This is a genomic window from Pseudomonas sp. NFX98 (assembly GCF_047784845.1).
Taxonomy (GTDB): Bacteria; Pseudomonadota; Gammaproteobacteria; order Pseudomonadales; family Pseudomonadaceae; genus Aquipseudomonas.
Map to the genome: position 1 here is coordinate 165,170 of NZ_JBLNNF010000002.1, position 16,254 is coordinate 181,423.

13 protein-coding genes are annotated in these 16,254 nt (G+C 61.3%); 2 read left to right on the forward strand and 11 right to left on the reverse strand.

What is annotated here, in order from left to right:
• Positions 1 to 28: 28 nt before the first annotated feature.
• The 8 genes from ACM110_RS03220 to ACM110_RS03255 form a co-directional block, all read right to left on the reverse strand.
• The gene (locus ACM110_RS03220; RefSeq protein ID WP_416126537.1) at positions 29 to 277 is read right to left on the reverse strand and encodes a hypothetical protein; all 249 of its coding nucleotides are present in this window, start codon (positions 275 to 277) and stop codon (positions 29 to 31) included.
• A gap of 169 nt (positions 278 to 446) precedes the next feature.
• Entirely contained in the window at positions 447 to 1,763 is a 1,317-nt protein-coding gene (locus ACM110_RS03225; protein ID WP_416126538.1) for an MFS transporter, read from the reverse strand.
• Between the two features lie 211 nt (positions 1,764 to 1,974).
• Entirely contained in the window at positions 1,975 to 3,192 is a 1,218-nt protein-coding gene (locus ACM110_RS03230) for a fumarylacetoacetate hydrolase family protein (protein WP_416126539.1), read from the reverse strand.
• A 73-nt stretch (positions 3,193 to 3,265) separates the two neighbouring features.
• The gene (locus ACM110_RS03235; RefSeq protein WP_416126540.1) at positions 3,266 to 4,321 is read right to left on the reverse strand and encodes an Ldh family oxidoreductase; all 1,056 of its coding nucleotides are present in this window, start codon (positions 4,319 to 4,321) and stop codon (positions 3,266 to 3,268) included.
• A 16-nt stretch (positions 4,322 to 4,337) separates the two neighbouring features.
• Positions 4,338 to 5,918: an aldehyde dehydrogenase (NADP(+)) gene (locus ACM110_RS03240; RefSeq protein ID WP_416126541.1), complete on the reverse strand. Its 1,581-nt coding sequence runs from the start codon at positions 5,916 to 5,918 to the stop codon at positions 4,338 to 4,340.
• A 36-nt stretch (positions 5,919 to 5,954) separates the two neighbouring features.
• Positions 5,955 to 7,502: a UxaA family hydrolase gene (locus tag ACM110_RS03245; RefSeq protein WP_416126542.1), complete on the reverse strand. Its 1,548-nt coding sequence runs from the start codon at positions 7,500 to 7,502 to the stop codon at positions 5,955 to 5,957.
• A 164-nt stretch (positions 7,503 to 7,666) separates the two neighbouring features.
• Positions 7,667 to 8,629 carry a LysR family transcriptional regulator gene (locus ACM110_RS03250; RefSeq protein ID WP_338581199.1) on the reverse strand — a complete coding sequence of 321 codons (963 nt, stop codon included), beginning with the start codon at positions 8,627 to 8,629 and terminating at the stop codon, positions 7,667 to 7,669.
• Between the two features lie 276 nt (positions 8,630 to 8,905).
• Positions 8,906 to 9,853, reverse strand: coding sequence for a LysR family transcriptional regulator (locus ACM110_RS03255; protein WP_416126543.1), 948 nt, complete (start codon positions 9,851 to 9,853; stop codon positions 8,906 to 8,908).
• Positions 9,854 to 9,954: 101 nt separating this feature from the next.
• On the opposite strand from ACM110_RS03255, the gene ACM110_RS03260 reads away from it, so the two are divergent.
• Positions 9,955 to 11,271, forward strand: coding sequence for an L-fuconate dehydratase (locus tag ACM110_RS03260; RefSeq protein ID WP_416126544.1), 1,317 nt, complete (start codon positions 9,955 to 9,957; stop codon positions 11,269 to 11,271).
• Between the two features lie 47 nt (positions 11,272 to 11,318).
• Here ACM110_RS03260 and ACM110_RS03265 read toward each other — a convergent pair whose 3' ends face one another.
• Positions 11,319 to 12,554 carry a dihydrolipoyllysine-residue acetyltransferase gene (locus ACM110_RS03265; RefSeq protein WP_416126545.1) on the reverse strand — a complete coding sequence of 412 codons (1,236 nt, stop codon included), beginning with the start codon at positions 12,552 to 12,554 and terminating at the stop codon, positions 11,319 to 11,321.
• 39 nt (positions 12,555 to 12,593) lie between these two features.
• Positions 12,594 to 15,293 carry an alpha-ketoglutarate dehydrogenase gene (gene mdeB, locus ACM110_RS03270; protein WP_416126546.1) on the reverse strand — a complete coding sequence of 900 codons (2,700 nt, stop codon included), beginning with the start codon at positions 15,291 to 15,293 and terminating at the stop codon, positions 12,594 to 12,596.
• A 44-nt stretch (positions 15,294 to 15,337) separates the two neighbouring features.
• On the opposite strand from mdeB, the gene ACM110_RS03275 reads away from it, so the two are divergent.
• Positions 15,338 to 15,721: a hypothetical protein gene (locus ACM110_RS03275; protein ID WP_416126547.1), complete on the forward strand. Its 384-nt coding sequence runs from the start codon at positions 15,338 to 15,340 to the stop codon at positions 15,719 to 15,721.
• Between the two features lie 28 nt (positions 15,722 to 15,749).
• Here ACM110_RS03275 and ACM110_RS03280 read toward each other — a convergent pair whose 3' ends face one another.
• Positions 15,750 to 16,214, reverse strand: a complete 465-nt coding sequence (locus tag ACM110_RS03280) for a transketolase (protein ID WP_416126548.1) — start codon at positions 16,212 to 16,214, stop codon at positions 15,750 to 15,752.
• Positions 16,215 to 16,254 lie beyond the last annotated feature (40 nt).

Here is a 16,254-nt window from a genome sequence, read left to right on the forward strand (position 1 = left end):
AAGACGCCGAACATTCCAAGAGAACGCCTCAGTGATAGTCCTCACCGGCGACTGCACGCAGATAGGCCTGATCGGCTTCCATGCGCAGATCTCGCCACTCAGTCCAGGACACGATACCCAGCCGATCCATCTCGTCGGACTGACGAAGCAGTTCGTCATGGTAGGCGTCAGGACAATCCATGCGCAGCTGTCTGTTTTCCAGAGCGCGATGCCAGGCATCAAGGGCACGCAGTCTCACCTCTTGAGCAGGTGTCAGCAGGTCTTTGAAGGCGTTCATCACATTGGCCCACCCGGATATTTCTTGGTGGAGCGGTCAGTTTCAGAATAGGTTCACAACGTCTGACGAGAAGCAGGCGAACTTCTCCCCGACAATCGACCTGCCCCAAAAACGACAAAGCCCTGATACACAGGGCTTTGTCATTTCGGGGCTGGTTGGCCGAAACGTCTTACTCCGTCACCCCCACAATGTGCTCAGGTGCAGGTTCGGCACTGCCGATCGGTGCGTTGAGCAACAGGTAGTAAGCCAGCGCCGAGCACAGCGCGACCACCGCACTGATCATGAACGCGGTGTTGAACGAGCCCGAGTACTGGATGCTGAAACCGGTGACGATCGGCGCGACGGAACCGGCGATGTAGCCGCCGAAGTTCTGGATCGAACCGAACGAGGCGACACGGCGGCTATCGACGATGGTGTTGACGATCATCCAGGCCGTGGCACTGGCCATGTTGATGCTGAACAGCGCCAGGCACAGCAGGATGATGCAACCGGTCAGGCCGGTGACAAACGACAGCGGCAAGGTGAATAGCGCCGCCAGCACCAGGCCGGTGATCACGCCGAACTTGCGACTGGCCAGAATGCTCATGCCACGGCGGACCAACATGTCGCAGAAACGCCCGGCGACGATGGTGCCCACCGCGCCGAAACCATAGGCCAGCGACACCAGCCACGCGGTCTTGTACAGGTTCATGCCGTGCTCGCGCTCGAAGTAACCGGGCAGCCAGGTCAGGTGCAGCCACAGCATGTAGATCACACCCATGAAGCCCAGCACCGCACCCCAGGTGCTGCGGTGTTTGAACAGGTCGAGCCAGCCGGCGAAGTACGAGACCTTCGGTGCCTGCGAATCGACGGTTTGCACTTGAGGCTTTTTCTCGGTCGGCAATGGCTTGCCTTCAGCCGCGAGTTCGGCCAGGTACTGCGCCTTGCTCTTGTAGAAGGTCAGCCAGCACAAGGCCAGGACGATACCGATGGCACCGGTGATGATGAACATCCCGCGCCAACCGAAGTTGACCATGAACAGCGTCAGCAACGGCGGCGCCAGGCATGGACCCAGGCAGGTCGACGACCAGACAATCCCGGTCGGCGTGCCGCGCTCGTTCGCATCGAACCATTCGGACAGCGCCTTGGCCGCCGAAGGAAACATCGGCGCCTCGCCAATCCCCAGCAGCACGCGCAGGCCCATGAAGCCGGCGAAGCTGTTGACCATGCCGAACGTCGACTGCGCCACCGACCAGGCCAGCAACGACGCGCCCAGTGCGATCTTGCTGCCCAGGCGGTCGATGATCAGGCCCATCGGCAACTGCGCGAACGCATAGGCGATGGAGAAGGCCGACAACAGAATGCCCATTTGCGAAGGGCTGATCATCATGTCCTTCTGGATCGAGGTGTTGGCAATCGACAGCGCACTACGGTCCAGATAATTGACGATGCCGATCAATAGCAGGAAGACAACCGTGATGCTTTGATACTTCTTCAGTGAGTTCATCTGATGGCCTTTATTATTGTTGTTTCAGCGGTTTCAGCGGTTTCAGCGCCGCGGCGATCCTTATCCCCGGTACCGAAAAATCAGGGCTGGCACGCAACCCTTGTAGGAGCGAGCCTGCTCGCGATGGTCTTGAACGAAAACGCGTAAAGCCAGATAACCAGCGGCGCCTTCAGGTTTTTCGCGAGCAGGCTCGCTCCTTCAGTTGTTGGCATCAGGGTTGGCGCGCCGTCACCGCTGCCTCAAGCAGACCGCGCCGGCTCAGGCTGTCGATCAGCGAGCGCAGGCCGAAGTCCCATTGCGGCGCCTGATCGCTGGTGGTCACGCGGTTGCTCAGGCTGCCCAATTGCGGGTTGCTGATCACCACCACATCGCCCAATTTGTGGGTGAAACCGTTACCCGGTTGATCGCGATCCTGCTTGGGGGCGAACAAGGTACCGAGAAACAGCACCAGGCCGTCAGGGTATTGATGGTTTTCGTTGAGCGTCTGCTGAACCAGGTCGAGCGGGTCGCGGCTGATCTGGCTCATGGAACTGCGGCCTTCGAGGATGAAACCGTCCTGGCCTTCGACGCGCAAATCCACTTGCGCGTTACGTACGTCATCCAGGTTGAAGGTTTCGTCGAACAGGCGCAGCAAGGGGCCCAGCGAGGTCGACGCGTTGTTGTCCTTGGCTTTGCCCAGCAACAGGGCACTGCGCCCTTCGAAGTCACGCAGGTTGACGTCGTTACCGAGCATGGCGCCCTGAATGGTGCCGTTGCTCGACACCGCCAGCACCACTTCCGGTTCCGGGTTGTTCCAGCTCGACTTGGGGTGAATACCAATGTCTGCGCCATGGCCGACCGACGACAGCGGCTGGGCCTTGGTGAAGATTTCGGCATCCGGGCCGATGCCCACTTCCAGATACTGCGACCACAACCCCTGCTCCACCAGCACTTTGCGCAAGGCTTCAGCCTGGGCCGAGCCTGGGACGATTTGCGAAAGGTCGGCGCCAATGCGGCTGGCCAGGGTGTCGCGAATTGCGTCAGCCTTGGCCGGGTCGCCCTTGGCCTGCTCTTCCACCACCCGCTCCAGCAGACTGGCGGCGAACGTCACGCCAGCAGCCTTGACTGCCTGCAAATCGATTGGCGCCAGCAGCCATGGCAAGCTTTCGTCGCGGCGGTTTGGGTCGCTGTTGTCCAGCAATGCCGACAACTCGATCAACGCCTCGGCCAAGGGCAACGCACGCAGATACGCCACCGGGTCCGTCACTTCAAGCAAGGCCGAGACGGTCGCAACATGGGCGCTGATATCGTGCACGGCGCCCGCCTTGACCAGCACCACGGCCGGTCCCTCGCCGGGCAGCCAGACACGCCCGACCCAACTGCCGGTGTTGAAGACGGCGGCGTTGTTGCTCAATGGCAGCGGTGCTTGTGCTGTGGATTGGTTTGTCATGTCTGCACTCTTGTTGTTGTGTGTATGTAGGAGCGAGCTTGCTCGCGAAAAACCTGAGAACACCGCGGGGTTGTCAGGAAAGAGCTGGCAGCTGCAACTGCGCGGCGCTCTGATTGAGGTCGTCGATCACTTTCTGCGACAGACTCACGCCTTCGCGCAGGGCTTGCTCACGCAGTTTCAGGCCGGCCTGGCCCGGCAAGCGCACCGGGCGCTCGGGGTCTACCGGGCGGCTGGCCAGGATCAGCTTGCTCAGGAACGAACTCTCGTCGGTGAAGGCGTCCAGCCCGCCGAAGAAACGCGGGTCGATCACCACGGCCGTAGCCGATGCGCCCCATTGGTCCGGGCCGTCCTTGCGTCCATGACCGGCCAGCCCCGAGGTCAGGGCCTCGACCAGAATGGCCAGGGCAAAGCCTTTATGGCCGAAGGCCTGGCCACCCAGCGGCAGGATGCTGCCCGGTGGGGTGGTGAAGAAATCAGCCGGGTTGTCGCTCAGTTGGCCTTCGTTGCTCATCAGCACCGGGTGCGGCAGCGTGCTGCCGGCATCGCGACACTGGCCGATCAGGCCCAATGTGACGGTGGACATGCTCACATCCAGCAGAATCGGCTCGCCCCGAGTCGGGATGCCTGCGGCAATCGGGTTGGGCGTGTAGATCGGGTCGATCCCGCCATGAGCGCAGACCAAACCAACCGACGGGTCCGAGGAATAAACCATCGCCACCAGGCCACGGTCGGTAAAAGGCTTCAGGTAAGCGGCGAGGCAACCGATGTGCGAGGCGCGGCGCACCACGGCGATGCCGATGCCCTGCGCCGTGGCGCCCTTGGCCGCGCAGTCCAGGGCGCGGCTGACGCAATACGGGCCGAGCACATAGTGGCCGTCGAACAGCGCCGAAATGCCGCTGTCGGAGACCTGTTCCAGTAACCCGGCACTGGCCTTGACCTGCCCGCTGAGCACGCCGCCGAGATAGCGGCTAACCAGGTTGAGGCCGTGGGTGCGATGACCCAGCAGCTCACCTTCGAGCAGCACCCGGGTCACCACTTGGGCGACCTCGGCATCGGCCCCGGCTTTTTCGAACAGTTGCTCGACGAACGCGGTCAGCGTTTGCGCGTCGTAGCGGTTTGCTTCAGTCATGCTTGCTGCTCCGTGTTCAGTTCAGGGTCGCTGTGCTGTGCTTGCCATCGACCAGCCGTTGAATGCCCAGCGGGTTGGCGTTTTTCAAGGCATCGGGCAGCAACGCGTCGGGCACGTTCTGGTAGCACACCGGACGCAGGAAACGATCGATCGCCAGGGTGCCGACCGACGTGCCGCGGCTATCGGACGTGGCCGGGTACGGGCCGCCATGGACCATCGCATCGCACACTTCGACGCCGGTCGGGTAGCCGTTGAGCAGCACTCGACCGACCTTCACTTCCAGCGCACCGAACACTTCACCGAAGGCCGTCAGGTCCTCGTTGTCAGCCAGCAACGTGGCCGTGAGCTGGCCGCGCAAGGCGCCGACGGCGCGCAACAGTTCAGCCTTGTCCGCCACTTGAACCACCACCGTGCAAGGGCCGAAGACCTCTTCCTGTAGTAGTTCATCGTTTTCCAGCAACAGACTGATATCGGCCTCGAACAATTGCGGCTGCGCCTGGTTGCCCTTCTGCGCCAGGCCGCTCAAATGCTTGATGCCCGGGTGGGCCAGCAGCGCCTGCAAGCCTTTTCCGTAGCTGTTCAAGGTGCCGGCATTGAGCATGGTTTGCGGAGCTTGCGCGGCCATGTGCCCGGTCAGTTGCTCGATGAAAGCGCTGAACGCCGGCGAGCGAATGCCGATGACCAGGCCGGGGTTGGTGCAGAACTGGCCACAGCCCTGCACCACCGAAGCGCTCAGTTCCTTGGCAATCAACGCGCTGCGGTTAGCCAAGGCTTGTGGCAAGACCAGCACCGGGTTGATGCTCGACATCTCGGCGAACACCGGAATCGGTTGTGGCCTTGCCGCCGCCATATTGCACAGGGCACCGCCGCCCTTCAGCGAACCGGTAAAGCCCACGGCCTGGATGCCAGGGTGTTTGACCAGCGCCTCGCCGACGCCGGCGCCGAAGATCATGTTGAACACGCCGGCCGGCATGCCGGTGCGTTCGGCAGCGCGGATCAGCGCTTCGGCGACGCGCTCGGCCGTGGCCATGTGGCCGCTGTGGGCCTTGAACACCACCGGGCAACCGGCGGCCAGAGCGGCGGCGGTGTCGCCGCCAGCCGTGGAGAACGCCAGCGGAAAGTTGCTGGCGCCGAAGACCGCCACCGGGCCAACACCGATGCGGTACTGACGCAAGTCAGGACGCGGCAACGGAGTGCGCTCCGGCAGTGCCTGATCGATGCGTGCACCATAGAAATCGCCACGGCGCAGGACTTGCGCAAACAAACGCATCTGGCCGCTGGTACGGCCGCGCTCACCCTGAATGCGGGCGCTCGGCAGAGCGGTTTCGCGGCAGGTCAACGCGATGAAATCCTCGCCCAGATCGTCGAGTTCATCGGCGATGGCTTCGAGGAATTCAGCCCGGCGTACTGCGGGCAAATTGCGAAACAACGGGAACGCCGCACTGGCAGCCACCACCGCTGTATCGACCTCGGCCAGAGTCGCCTGATGGAATGCGCCGGGCAGTTGTTCGCCGGTGTGAGCGTCGACGCTATAAACCAGAGTGTCGCCCAGGGCGCTACGTTGGCCCGCGATAAAGTTGAATCCGGAAACTTGCATGTGCTTTTCGCCTTGTGGAGGTTGCAGGGCTGTCAATCAGGTCACGGCACCGATCTGCCAGGGCACGAACTCGTTCTGCCCATAACCGTGCTGTTCGCTCTTGCTGCGCTCGCCGGAAGCGATGCGCAGCATCTGTTCGAAGATGTACGCGCCGCGCTCTTCAATGCTGGTGGAACCGTCGGCGATGCCGCCGCAGTTCACGTCCATGTCTTCTTCCTGGTGTTCGAACACCCGGTTGTTGGTTGCCAACTTGATCGACGGCGCCGGCGCGCAGCCGTAGGCCGAGCCTCTGCCGGTGGTGAAGGCGATCAGGTTGGCGCCACCGGCGACCTGCCCTGTAGCCGAGACCGGGTCGTAGCCCGGCGTGTCCATGAACACCAGCCCCTTGGCCCGGACCGCTTCGGCGTATTGGTAGACATCCACCAGATTGCTGGAACCGGCCTTGGCCACCGCGCCCAGGGACTTCTCCAGAATCGTGGTCAGGCCACCGGCCTTGTTGCCGGCCGAAGGGTTGTTGTTCAGTTCGGCGTTCATGCGCTGGCAGTAGTCTTCCCACCAATGGATGCGCGCGATGAGTTTCTCCCCCACCTCGCGGCTCACGGCACGACGCGTCAGCAAGTGTTCGGCACCGTAGATTTCCGGGGTTTCCGAAAGAATCGCGGTGCCGCCCGCCGCGACCAAACGGTCAACGGCATTGCCCAGCGCCGGGTTGGCGGTGATGCCCGAGTAGCCGTCCGAGCCGCCGCATTGCAAGCCGACGATCAAGTGGCGAGCGCTGACCGGCTCGCGTTGCACCTGATTGGCCTGAGGCAGCAAAGCCTTGACCTGCTCGATGCCACTGGCGATGGTTTTCGACGTGCCGCCGACGCCTTGAATGGTGAAAGTGCGCAACTGGTCGCTGGCGGTGAGCCCTTGCGTCTCGAGCAGGCTCTCGATCTGGTTGGTTTCACAACCCAGGCCGATGATCAGCACGGCAGCGAAATTGGGGTGCACGGCGTACCCACCGAGGGTGCGGCGCAACAGTCCCAGAGCCTCGCCGCTCGGGTCGACTGCGCAACCGGCGCCGTGGGTCAGCGCCACGACGCCGTCGATGTTCGGAAAAGCCGCCAGCGCCTCAGGATGAATGTCCCGGCGAAAGTGATCGGCCACGGCCCGGGCCACGGTCGCCGAGCAGTTCACCGAGGTGAGAATGCCGACATAGTTGCGGGTCGCCACGCGGCCATCGGCACGCACGATGCCCTGGAACACGGCTTCGGTACTGGGCGTGGTGTGGGCATCGACGCCGAAGGCGTAGTCACGGGCAAAATCGCCCATCTCCACATTGTGCACATGCACATGCTCGCCGGCCTCGATGACCTGCGAAGCAAACCCGATGATTTGTCCGTAACGACGCAGGGGTTGGCCCTGCTCTACGCGCTGAGTGGCGACTTTGTGCCCGGAGGGAATCGGCTGACGCACGGTGATCGCTTCGGCTTCCAGGACCAAGCCTTCAGGCAAGACCTGCCGTGCAATCAGTACGTTGTCCAGGGGATTGAGGCGGATCACGGCAGAGTCGCCGGTCCGGGTTCTGGCAATCAGTTGCATGGGACCTCTCAGGGCAGTACGGCTGACTTCTTGTTATGGCGTCGCCCGTTTCGTGACGGGCGAATCTGCGATAACTGTAGGGAGCCAGCCCCAACATTCCCAATGAGATGATCCGATCAATCGATAACCTGACGTTATCGAATTGGCTTAATGCGCGAGACTAATCAATCGCTCGCCGATTCTGCCTCCTGCCGCTGACGCGCGAAATCGAGCAGGATGTCGGCGAATTCCCGGGCCGAACCGGTGAGCGGCTCGTCCTTGCGGGTAATGATCCCGTACTCCAGCGGCGCCAGATGCAATGGAGTTTTCAGCTCCTTGAACTGACCGCTATCCAGCTGTGCCGCCACCATCGATCGGGGCAACATGGCGATCATCGGTCCCGAGTGCAGCAGTTGCAGGAACATCTGCATGGAGATGGTATTGACGCTGTCCGCCGGCGATGTGATGCCTGCGGCCTTGAACGCCAACTCCAGGCGATCGCGAATCGGCGTACCGACCGGATATAGCACCCACGGCCACTCGCCGAGCGCTTCCAGCGGCGTGAAGTCCAGCTCATTGAGCGGATGACTACTGTTGACCACCAGGCTGAAGGGCTCGGGTTCCAAGGGCTGAAAATCGAAGACCTGGCTGTAACGCTCTTCGGTAAAGCGACCGATCATCAGGTCCAGTTTGTTTTGCTCAAGCATGGCCAGCAGATGGTCGCTGGACTGTTCAACTACTTCGATCGACAGCAAAGGACTGCGCGCCTTGATCGCGGCGATAGCCTGGGGCAGCACCACCGAGGTCGCCGCAAAAATCCCGCCCACCTTGAGAAAGCCATGCCCGCCCTTGCGCAGCCGATTGACCTGATCGACAAACTTGTGTGAATCGGCCAACGCACCCTGGGCATACCGCACCACATGCTCGCCCAGCTCCGTGGGCGGCATGCTGCGCGGCAGACGCTCGAACAGGGCAAAGCCGAACTGCTCCTCCAGATCACGCAGCATCTTGCTCAAGGCTGGCTGACTGAGATTCATCCGGATGGCGGTGGCGTGCATGTTGCGCGTGCGCGCCAGGGTGTCGATCAGCACCAGGTGCTTGAAGCGCACCCAGTTGCAGAAACTGGAATGGGTGATGTCCGATGGCATCGGGGGGCGTTGCCTCTTTAGAAGGTGAAGGGTTCTATTTGCGAGAGTTGGCTTGCCAGCGCTCGGACAGTGTACATATCCGTTGCTGCGGGTTACTTGGAAAAACCGCATTCTCTGTAGGAGCTGTCGAGTGCAACGAGGCTGCGATCTTTTGATCTTGCCTTTAAAAAACAACGTCAAAAGATCGCAGCCTCGTTGCACTCGACAGCTCCTACATTTTGGTGTGATACATCTGCGCAGTTGCTTTTGATCCGCCCGCCCCTCGGCGACTCAAAATTATTGCTCACGCAAATAATTCAACAACCTATCCAAAACCACGGATCTAGGCCGAGACCGCAACGTCAGCAAACCAATGTTGACCATGGAAATCGGCAACTCCACCGGCAAAACCGTGACCATCCCGTAGCGCGCATAATGCTCGGCCACATCATTGGGCACCACCGCGATCATGTCTGACGCCTCAAGCATCGCCGTGGTCGCCAGGATCGAAGCGGTCTCGACAATGTCCAGCGCCTGCACCATACCGCCAGCCTTAAGGGCACTTTCCACCCGCCGACGCATGGGGCTGCCGATGGGATGCAGGATCCAGGTCATCGTGATCAAGTCGGCCAACTGCAATGGCGAAGAACCCGCCAACGGGTGACCGGCCCGGGCGATCACGCGCATCTGCTCACCCTGATCGAACAGCTCGATATGCAGATCCTGGCTGTCGCTCTGATCCGGCAAGCGCCCCAATACCACATCAAAATCACCGCGCAGCAAGGCCGGCAGCAAGGTATCGCTGGTACCGACCTCAATCGAAATGCGCACCTTGGGGTAATCGCGCTTGTACGCCAGCACCGCTTTCGTCAGAAGTCGGGGCACCGGCCCCATCACACTGCCGATGCGCACCAACCCCGCAGCCCCGCGTGCCAGTTCCGCGATCTGCGCCTGGGCATGCTCGAACTCATGCAGCGCGCCCTGGGCGTAGCGGATCATCACTTCGCCATACAAGGTTGGCTGCATGCCGCGCGGCAAGCGCTCGAACAGACGCACACCAAGACGCTCTTCCAATTGCTGCAACAGCAAGCTGGCGGCAGGTTGCGTGGTGTGCATCGCCGCAGCCGCCCGGCGCAGGTTGCCGAACTCACCCAAGGCATGAAGCAAGGTGATCTGTCGGCTGGAAATTTTCAGGGCGCCAAAATTATTCGGCGTGAGCGTGGCGACTTCTGGGCTGGAAGACATATCAAATCCGGTATCCCTGCTTAGGAAATCGCGATTATGCACATATCGCTCGTCGACCTACAGTCGAGTCTCCAAATGGTCTTCAAGAACAAGAGCCCGCCATGCCTATTCGAATCACCCATCTGAGCGTTCGCGACATCCGCTTCCCCACTTCCCTGTCCCTTGACGGCTCCGATGCGATGAACAGCGCACCGGATTACTCCGCGTCCTACGTCGTTCTACACACCGACGCCCCGGCCAATCTTGAAGGCCACGGCCTGACCTTCACCATCGGCCGTGGCAATGAAATCTGTGTGGCGGCGGTGCAATCCCTGGCGCCGATGGTGGTCGGTTTGTCGCTGGAAGAGATCGTCGCCGACATGGGCGCTTTCTGGCACAACATCACCGTCGGCGACAGCCAACTGCGCTGGCTGGGCCCGGAAAAAGGCGTGATCCACCTCGCCACCGCGGCGATCGTCAACGCCGTCTGGGACCTGTGGGCCAAGCACGAAGGCAAACCCGTGTGGAAATTGCTGGCCGACATGACGCCGGAACAACTGGTGCGCTGCCTGGACTTCAGCTACGTCACCGACGTGCTCACCCCTGAAGAAGCCATCGCCCTGCTGCGCCGCCAGGTGCCGGGCAAGGCCCAGCGTGAGGCGCACATGCTGCGCGAAGGCTATCCCGGCTACACCACCGCGCCCGGCTGGCTCGGCTACAGCGAAGAAAAAATGCGTCAATTGGCCCGCGAAGCGGTCGAGGATGGCTGGATCCACATCAAGCAGAAAATCGGCGCGAATCTCGAAGACGACATCCGTCGCGCCACGATTCTACGTGAAGAAATCGGCTGGGAGCGGACGCTGATGATGGACGCCAATCAGGTCTGGGACGTCGATGAATCGGTCGCCAACATGCGCCGCCTCGCCGCGTTCGAACCGCTGTGGATCGAGGAGCCGACCAGCCCCGACGACATTCTCGGCCATGCCAGTATCCGCCAGCGCATCGCACCGATCGGCGTCGCCACCGGAGAGCATTGCCACAACCGGGTGATGTTCAAGCAGATGTTCCAGGCCGGCGCGGTGGATTTCTGCCAACTGGACGCGGCACGTCTGGGCGGGCTCAACGAGGTGCTGATCGTGCTGCTGATGGCCGCCAAGTTCGACGTGCCGGTCTGCCCCCATGGCGGCGGTGTCGGCTTGTGCGAATACGTGCAGAACATCGCCCTGTTCGACTACATCGCCGTCTCGGCCTCGCTGCACAACCGTGTTCTGGAATACGTCGACCACCTGCACGAACACTTCCTCGATCCGGTGGTGATCCGCCGTGGCCGCTATATGCCGCCGCAGCGTCCTGGCTACAGCATCGAAATGACCGCCGAAACCCTGGAACGTTACCAGTATCCCGACGGTCCGGTGTGGGTCGACATCCGCCGCGCCTGACCGCCGAACCACGGTGCCCGCTGCTGTTGCAGCGTGGCACCTGACCGCTACAAAACCAGCCGACGATAATCAGCCAACACCCCTGTCAGATAAGCATTGAAACGCCCCGCCGCCGCGCCATCGATGACCCGATGATCCCAACTCAGGCTCAACGGCAGCATGTTGCGCGTGACCACCTCGCCCTGCTCCAGGGCCAGTCGTTCGACACTCTTGCCCACGCCCAGAATCGCCACTTCCGGTGCATTGATGATCGGTGTGAAGTAGGTTCCACCGATGCCGCCCAACGATGAAATCGAGAAGCAGCCACCACTCATGTCGGCGGCGCTCAATTTGCCCTCCCGGGCCTTGGCCGCCAGTTCCGACATTTCCGTTGCAATTGCTCGAATACCTTTCTGGTCGACATCCCTGATCACCGGCACCACCAGCCCTTGCGGCGTATCGGCGGCGAAACCTATATGCACGTAACCTTTGAGCACCAGTCCATCGCCATTGAGGCTCGCATTGAACTCGGGGAATTGCTTCAGCGCCGCCGCACAGGCTTTCATCAGCAACGCCAGCAACGTGATCTTCACCCCGGTCGAGGCATTTTCCTTGTTCACCTGCACGCGAAATTGTTCGAGTTGGGTGATATCGGCATCGTCGTGATTGGTGACGTGAGGGATCATCACCCAATTGCGATGCAGATTGGCGCCGCTTATTTTCCTGATTCGCGACAGCGGCCTGCTTGCCACCGGCCCGAATTTGGCGAAATCGACCACCGGCCACGGCAGCAAATCACCCAAGGGTTGAGTTGCCGTGGCGGTTTGAGGCAAGGCACTCAGCGCTGCTTTTACATGGGCCAACACGTCAGCCTTGGTGATGCGATTGCGCAGGCCGGTCCCTCGGATGCTTTGCAGCGAAACACCCAGTTCCCGTGAGAACTTGCGCACCGAAGGCGATGCCAGGGGCAAGTCCGTTGTTGAGACAACAATCTCGAATGGCGCCACTACCGCAGGCTCATCAGGAATATCAGCGGGTTCGACAACGGGCTGTGCCGCTGGCTGATCAACCTCGATACTGGCAATCGCCGAGCCTTCGCTGACCTTGTCGTCCAGCCTGACCGCCAATGACTGCAACACACCCCCATGGGGCGATGGAATTTCCATGGACGCCTTGTCGGTCTCGACAATGATCAGGGTCTGTCCTTCGACCACGGTGTCGCCCGCCTTGGCGAGGATTTCTATGACGCCCACATCCTTGGCGTCCCCGATATCGGGCAGACGAATTTCACGCACATTCTTCATAAACACTTCCTGAAAAATCGACTCACACCAAGCCCGGTTTCAGGCTTCCCAGGGCGCCACGCCGTCAACGTCAATGGCGTACCTGGCGATGGCCTCGGCACACACGCTCGCGTCCAGCGTTCCCTCGTGAACCAGTGCCGTCAGCGCACTCAAGACGATCTGATGGCGGTCCACTTCGAAGAACTCGCGCAGCCTGTGGCGAGTGTCGCTGCGGCCAAAACCGTCGGTGCCGAGCACGGTGTAGTGGGCATCCAGATAACTGCCGATCAACTGCGGCAAGGCGCGAACGTAATCAGTGCAGGCGATGATCGGCGCCGAGTCGTTGAGCGACGCTTGCACATGGCTCTGCCGTGCCGGTTGTTGCGGATGCAGTCGATTCCAGCGCTCCACTTCACGGGCATCACGGGCCAACTCGGTGAAACTGGTGACGCTCCACACCTGGCTGTCGATGTTCCAGTCGCTGGCGAGCAATTCGGCGGCGGCAATCACTTCGCGCAGGATGGCCCCGGAACCCAGCAACTGCACGCGGCCACGGGCATCCTCGAATTCATGCCGGGCAAACAGGTACATGCCCTTGATGATCGCCTGCTCGACGCCGTCAGGAAGGTTGGGTTGCGGGTAGTTTTCGTTCATCAGGGTGACGTAGTAGAACTCGTCCACCTGACGTTCCAGCATCTGACGCATGCCGTGATCGAGAATCACCGCGAATTCGCCGGCGAACGCCGGGTCGTAGGCACGGCAGTTGGGGACCATCGCCGCCATCAGGTGGCTATTGCCATCCTGATGCTGCAACCCTTCCCCGCCCAATGTCGTGCGCCCTGCCGTGGCCCCCAGCAGAAAGCCCCGGGCCCGTTGATCCGCCGCCGCCCAGATCAGGTCGCCGATGCGCTGGAAGCCGAACATCGAGTAATAGATGTAGAACGGCAACATCGGCAGGCCATGCACCGAGTAACTGGTCGCGGCGGCGACCCAGGAACTGATCGCCCCGGCCTCGCTGATGCCCTCCTCCAGAATCTGGCCGTCGAGCGCTTCCCGATAGCTGAGAATCGAACCGATGTCTTCCGGCTCATAGCGCTGGCCGACGCTGGAATAAATCCCGATCTGCTTGAACAGGCTGGCCATGCCGAACGTCCGCGCTTCATCCGCCACGATCGGCACGATGCGCGGCCCCAATTGTTTGTCCCGCAGCAAACCACTGAGCATCCGCACGAACGCCATGGTGGTGGACATTTCCTTGCCTTCGGCGGCAATGGCGAACCCGGCATAACTGTTGATCTCGGGGACGGCCAATGACTCGCTGGTGGTGGGCCGTGCAGGCATGTAGCCGCCCAATGCCTGGCGTCGCTCATGCAGGTAACGCATTTCGGCGCTGTCTTCTTCGGGTTTGAAGAAGCTCAGGGATTCTGCCTGCTCGTCGGTCAGCGGCAAGTTGAAGCGGTTGCGGAAGGCGATCAACGCGTCCTTGTCGAGTTTCTTCTGCTGGTGCACGGTCATCTTGCCTTGCCCGGCATCGCCCATGCCGAAACCCTTCTTGGTCTGCGCCAGAATCACCGTGGGTTTCTTGCCTTCGAGCAGCGCGCTTTGATACGCCGCATGGATTTTCACGATGTCGTGGCCGCCGCGCTTGAGGCGATCGATCTGCTCATCGCTCAAGCCTTGGGCCAGATGCGCCAATGCCTCGTTCTGGCCGAAGAAATGGTCGCGGTTGAAGCGCCCGTCTTTTGCCGCGAACGTCTGGAACTGACCGTCGACGGTGCTGGACAACGCCTTGACCAGCGCACCATCGGCATCCCGTGCAAACAGGCCGTCCCAATCGGAACCCCAGACCAGTTTGATCACGTTCCACCCGGCGCCGCCGAACAGCGCTTCCAGCTCGTCGATGATGCGACCATTGCCGCGCACCGGCCCGTCCAGCCGTTGCAGGTTGCAGTTGACCACCCACACCAGATTGTCCAACCCTTCGCGCGCGGCCAGGGTCAGCGCCGACATGCTTTCCGGCTCGTCCATTTCACCGTCGCCGAACACGCCCCAGACGGTTCGACCCTTGGTGTCTTGCAGGCCCCGGTGGTCCAGGTAACGCATGAATCGCGCCTGGTAGATCGAGCTGATCGGGCCGATGCCCATGGAGCCGGTCGGGAATTGCCAGAAGTCCGGCATCAACCACGGGTGCGGATAACTCGACAAACCCCGTGCACCATTGGCGCGGGCGCCGATTTCCTGCCGATAGTGCTGCAAGTCCTGCTCGTCGAGCCGTCCTTCGAGAAAGGCGCGGGCATAGACGCCCGGTGCCGAATGCGGTTGATAAAACACCAGGTCACCGCCACTGCTTTCGGTGCGCGCGTTGAAGAAATGGTTGAAGCCCACTTCGAACAAATCGGCGGCGCTGGCATAACTGGCGATGTGGCCACCCAATTCGCCATACGCGTGGTTGGCACGGGCGACCATGGCCAAGGCATTCCAGCGCATGATCGACGCCAGACGCTCCTCGATGGCCAGGTCCCCGGGGAAGACCGGCTGGCGTTCGACACTGATGGTGTTGATGTATGGCGTGCCGTGGCTGGGCCGCCAGCCGATGTCCGCGCTGCTCGCCACCGCCACCAGCATGTCGAGGATCTGTCTGGCCTGGGCAGTGCCGCCATGGGCGATGACCGACAGCAAGGCGTCACGCCATTCGGCGACTTCCTCGCTGTCTTCTGCGGCCTGGCCCGGCAATTGGGCATGATGATCGGACGGGTTCATGAGCATCTCCTGCAACTGTCGGGTAACGCTTCAAGGTGGCGTGAATGGCTGACTCGGGCGAGGCTTTTGACGTGCTCTACCGCGTCAATGACGGAACGCTCCGCCCAGGTGTCGTGGGTGACGTGGTAGACGCATGGCTTACCGTGCAGCAAGCGTTCATCCAGCTGACCGAACACTACAAAACTGTAGTCGGCTTGCACCTCGACAAGCTTCTCGGGTCCTGTGTCAGCCTTGTCTACCTGCATAAGGGCGATGTTGTCGAAACAGCTGAAACCATGATGCATCAAGTCAATATGGTCGCTATCAAGCCCGGACGCGATGACCACGATGCGCGTGCAGCTGGACGGCTCACGCATCCATTTCATGGTTTGATGACGGTAGTCGGCGGATCGGTTCATAGGCGTTGTCTTTCTTGTTTGAATAGTTGATTCAGCCGTTGAATGGGCAGCGGGATTTCTAGAGGGCGCAACGCTCTTGCAGCACGCTTTTGGCCAGCGTCCGGGCCATCGATAAAATGGCCTCCACCTGCTTATCCATAGCGGCGCCGGATAGCGCCGGCGTTCCCGGATTGATCACACGCAGCGGGTGGCCGCACACCGAACCCAGCCAGGTCAGGCCGGGTATCGGGGTGATCTCGACATCCAGTAAAAAACAGCCTTTGGATACGCCACTCAACAATCGAGTGGCCTGGCAGGTGGAGGCCGGAACCTGCTCCGTCAGTTCGGAACTGACTTGCAACCAGTCGTGCATCAACACCTTGGGTTGCGTCACCACCAGGTAAGCGACCTGATCCCAGTCGTCGATTGCCACGTGCAACCGGTCAATCATGTACTTGGGCAGCGCGGCGCTGGTGACGATCACTACCCCGACATCCGCCAGAGGCTCTTTGATCCAGGTTGCGGATTGCGAAATGGCATGCATGGCGGTACTCCCGGTTTAGTTAGTGGGCCAAGTCTCGGCC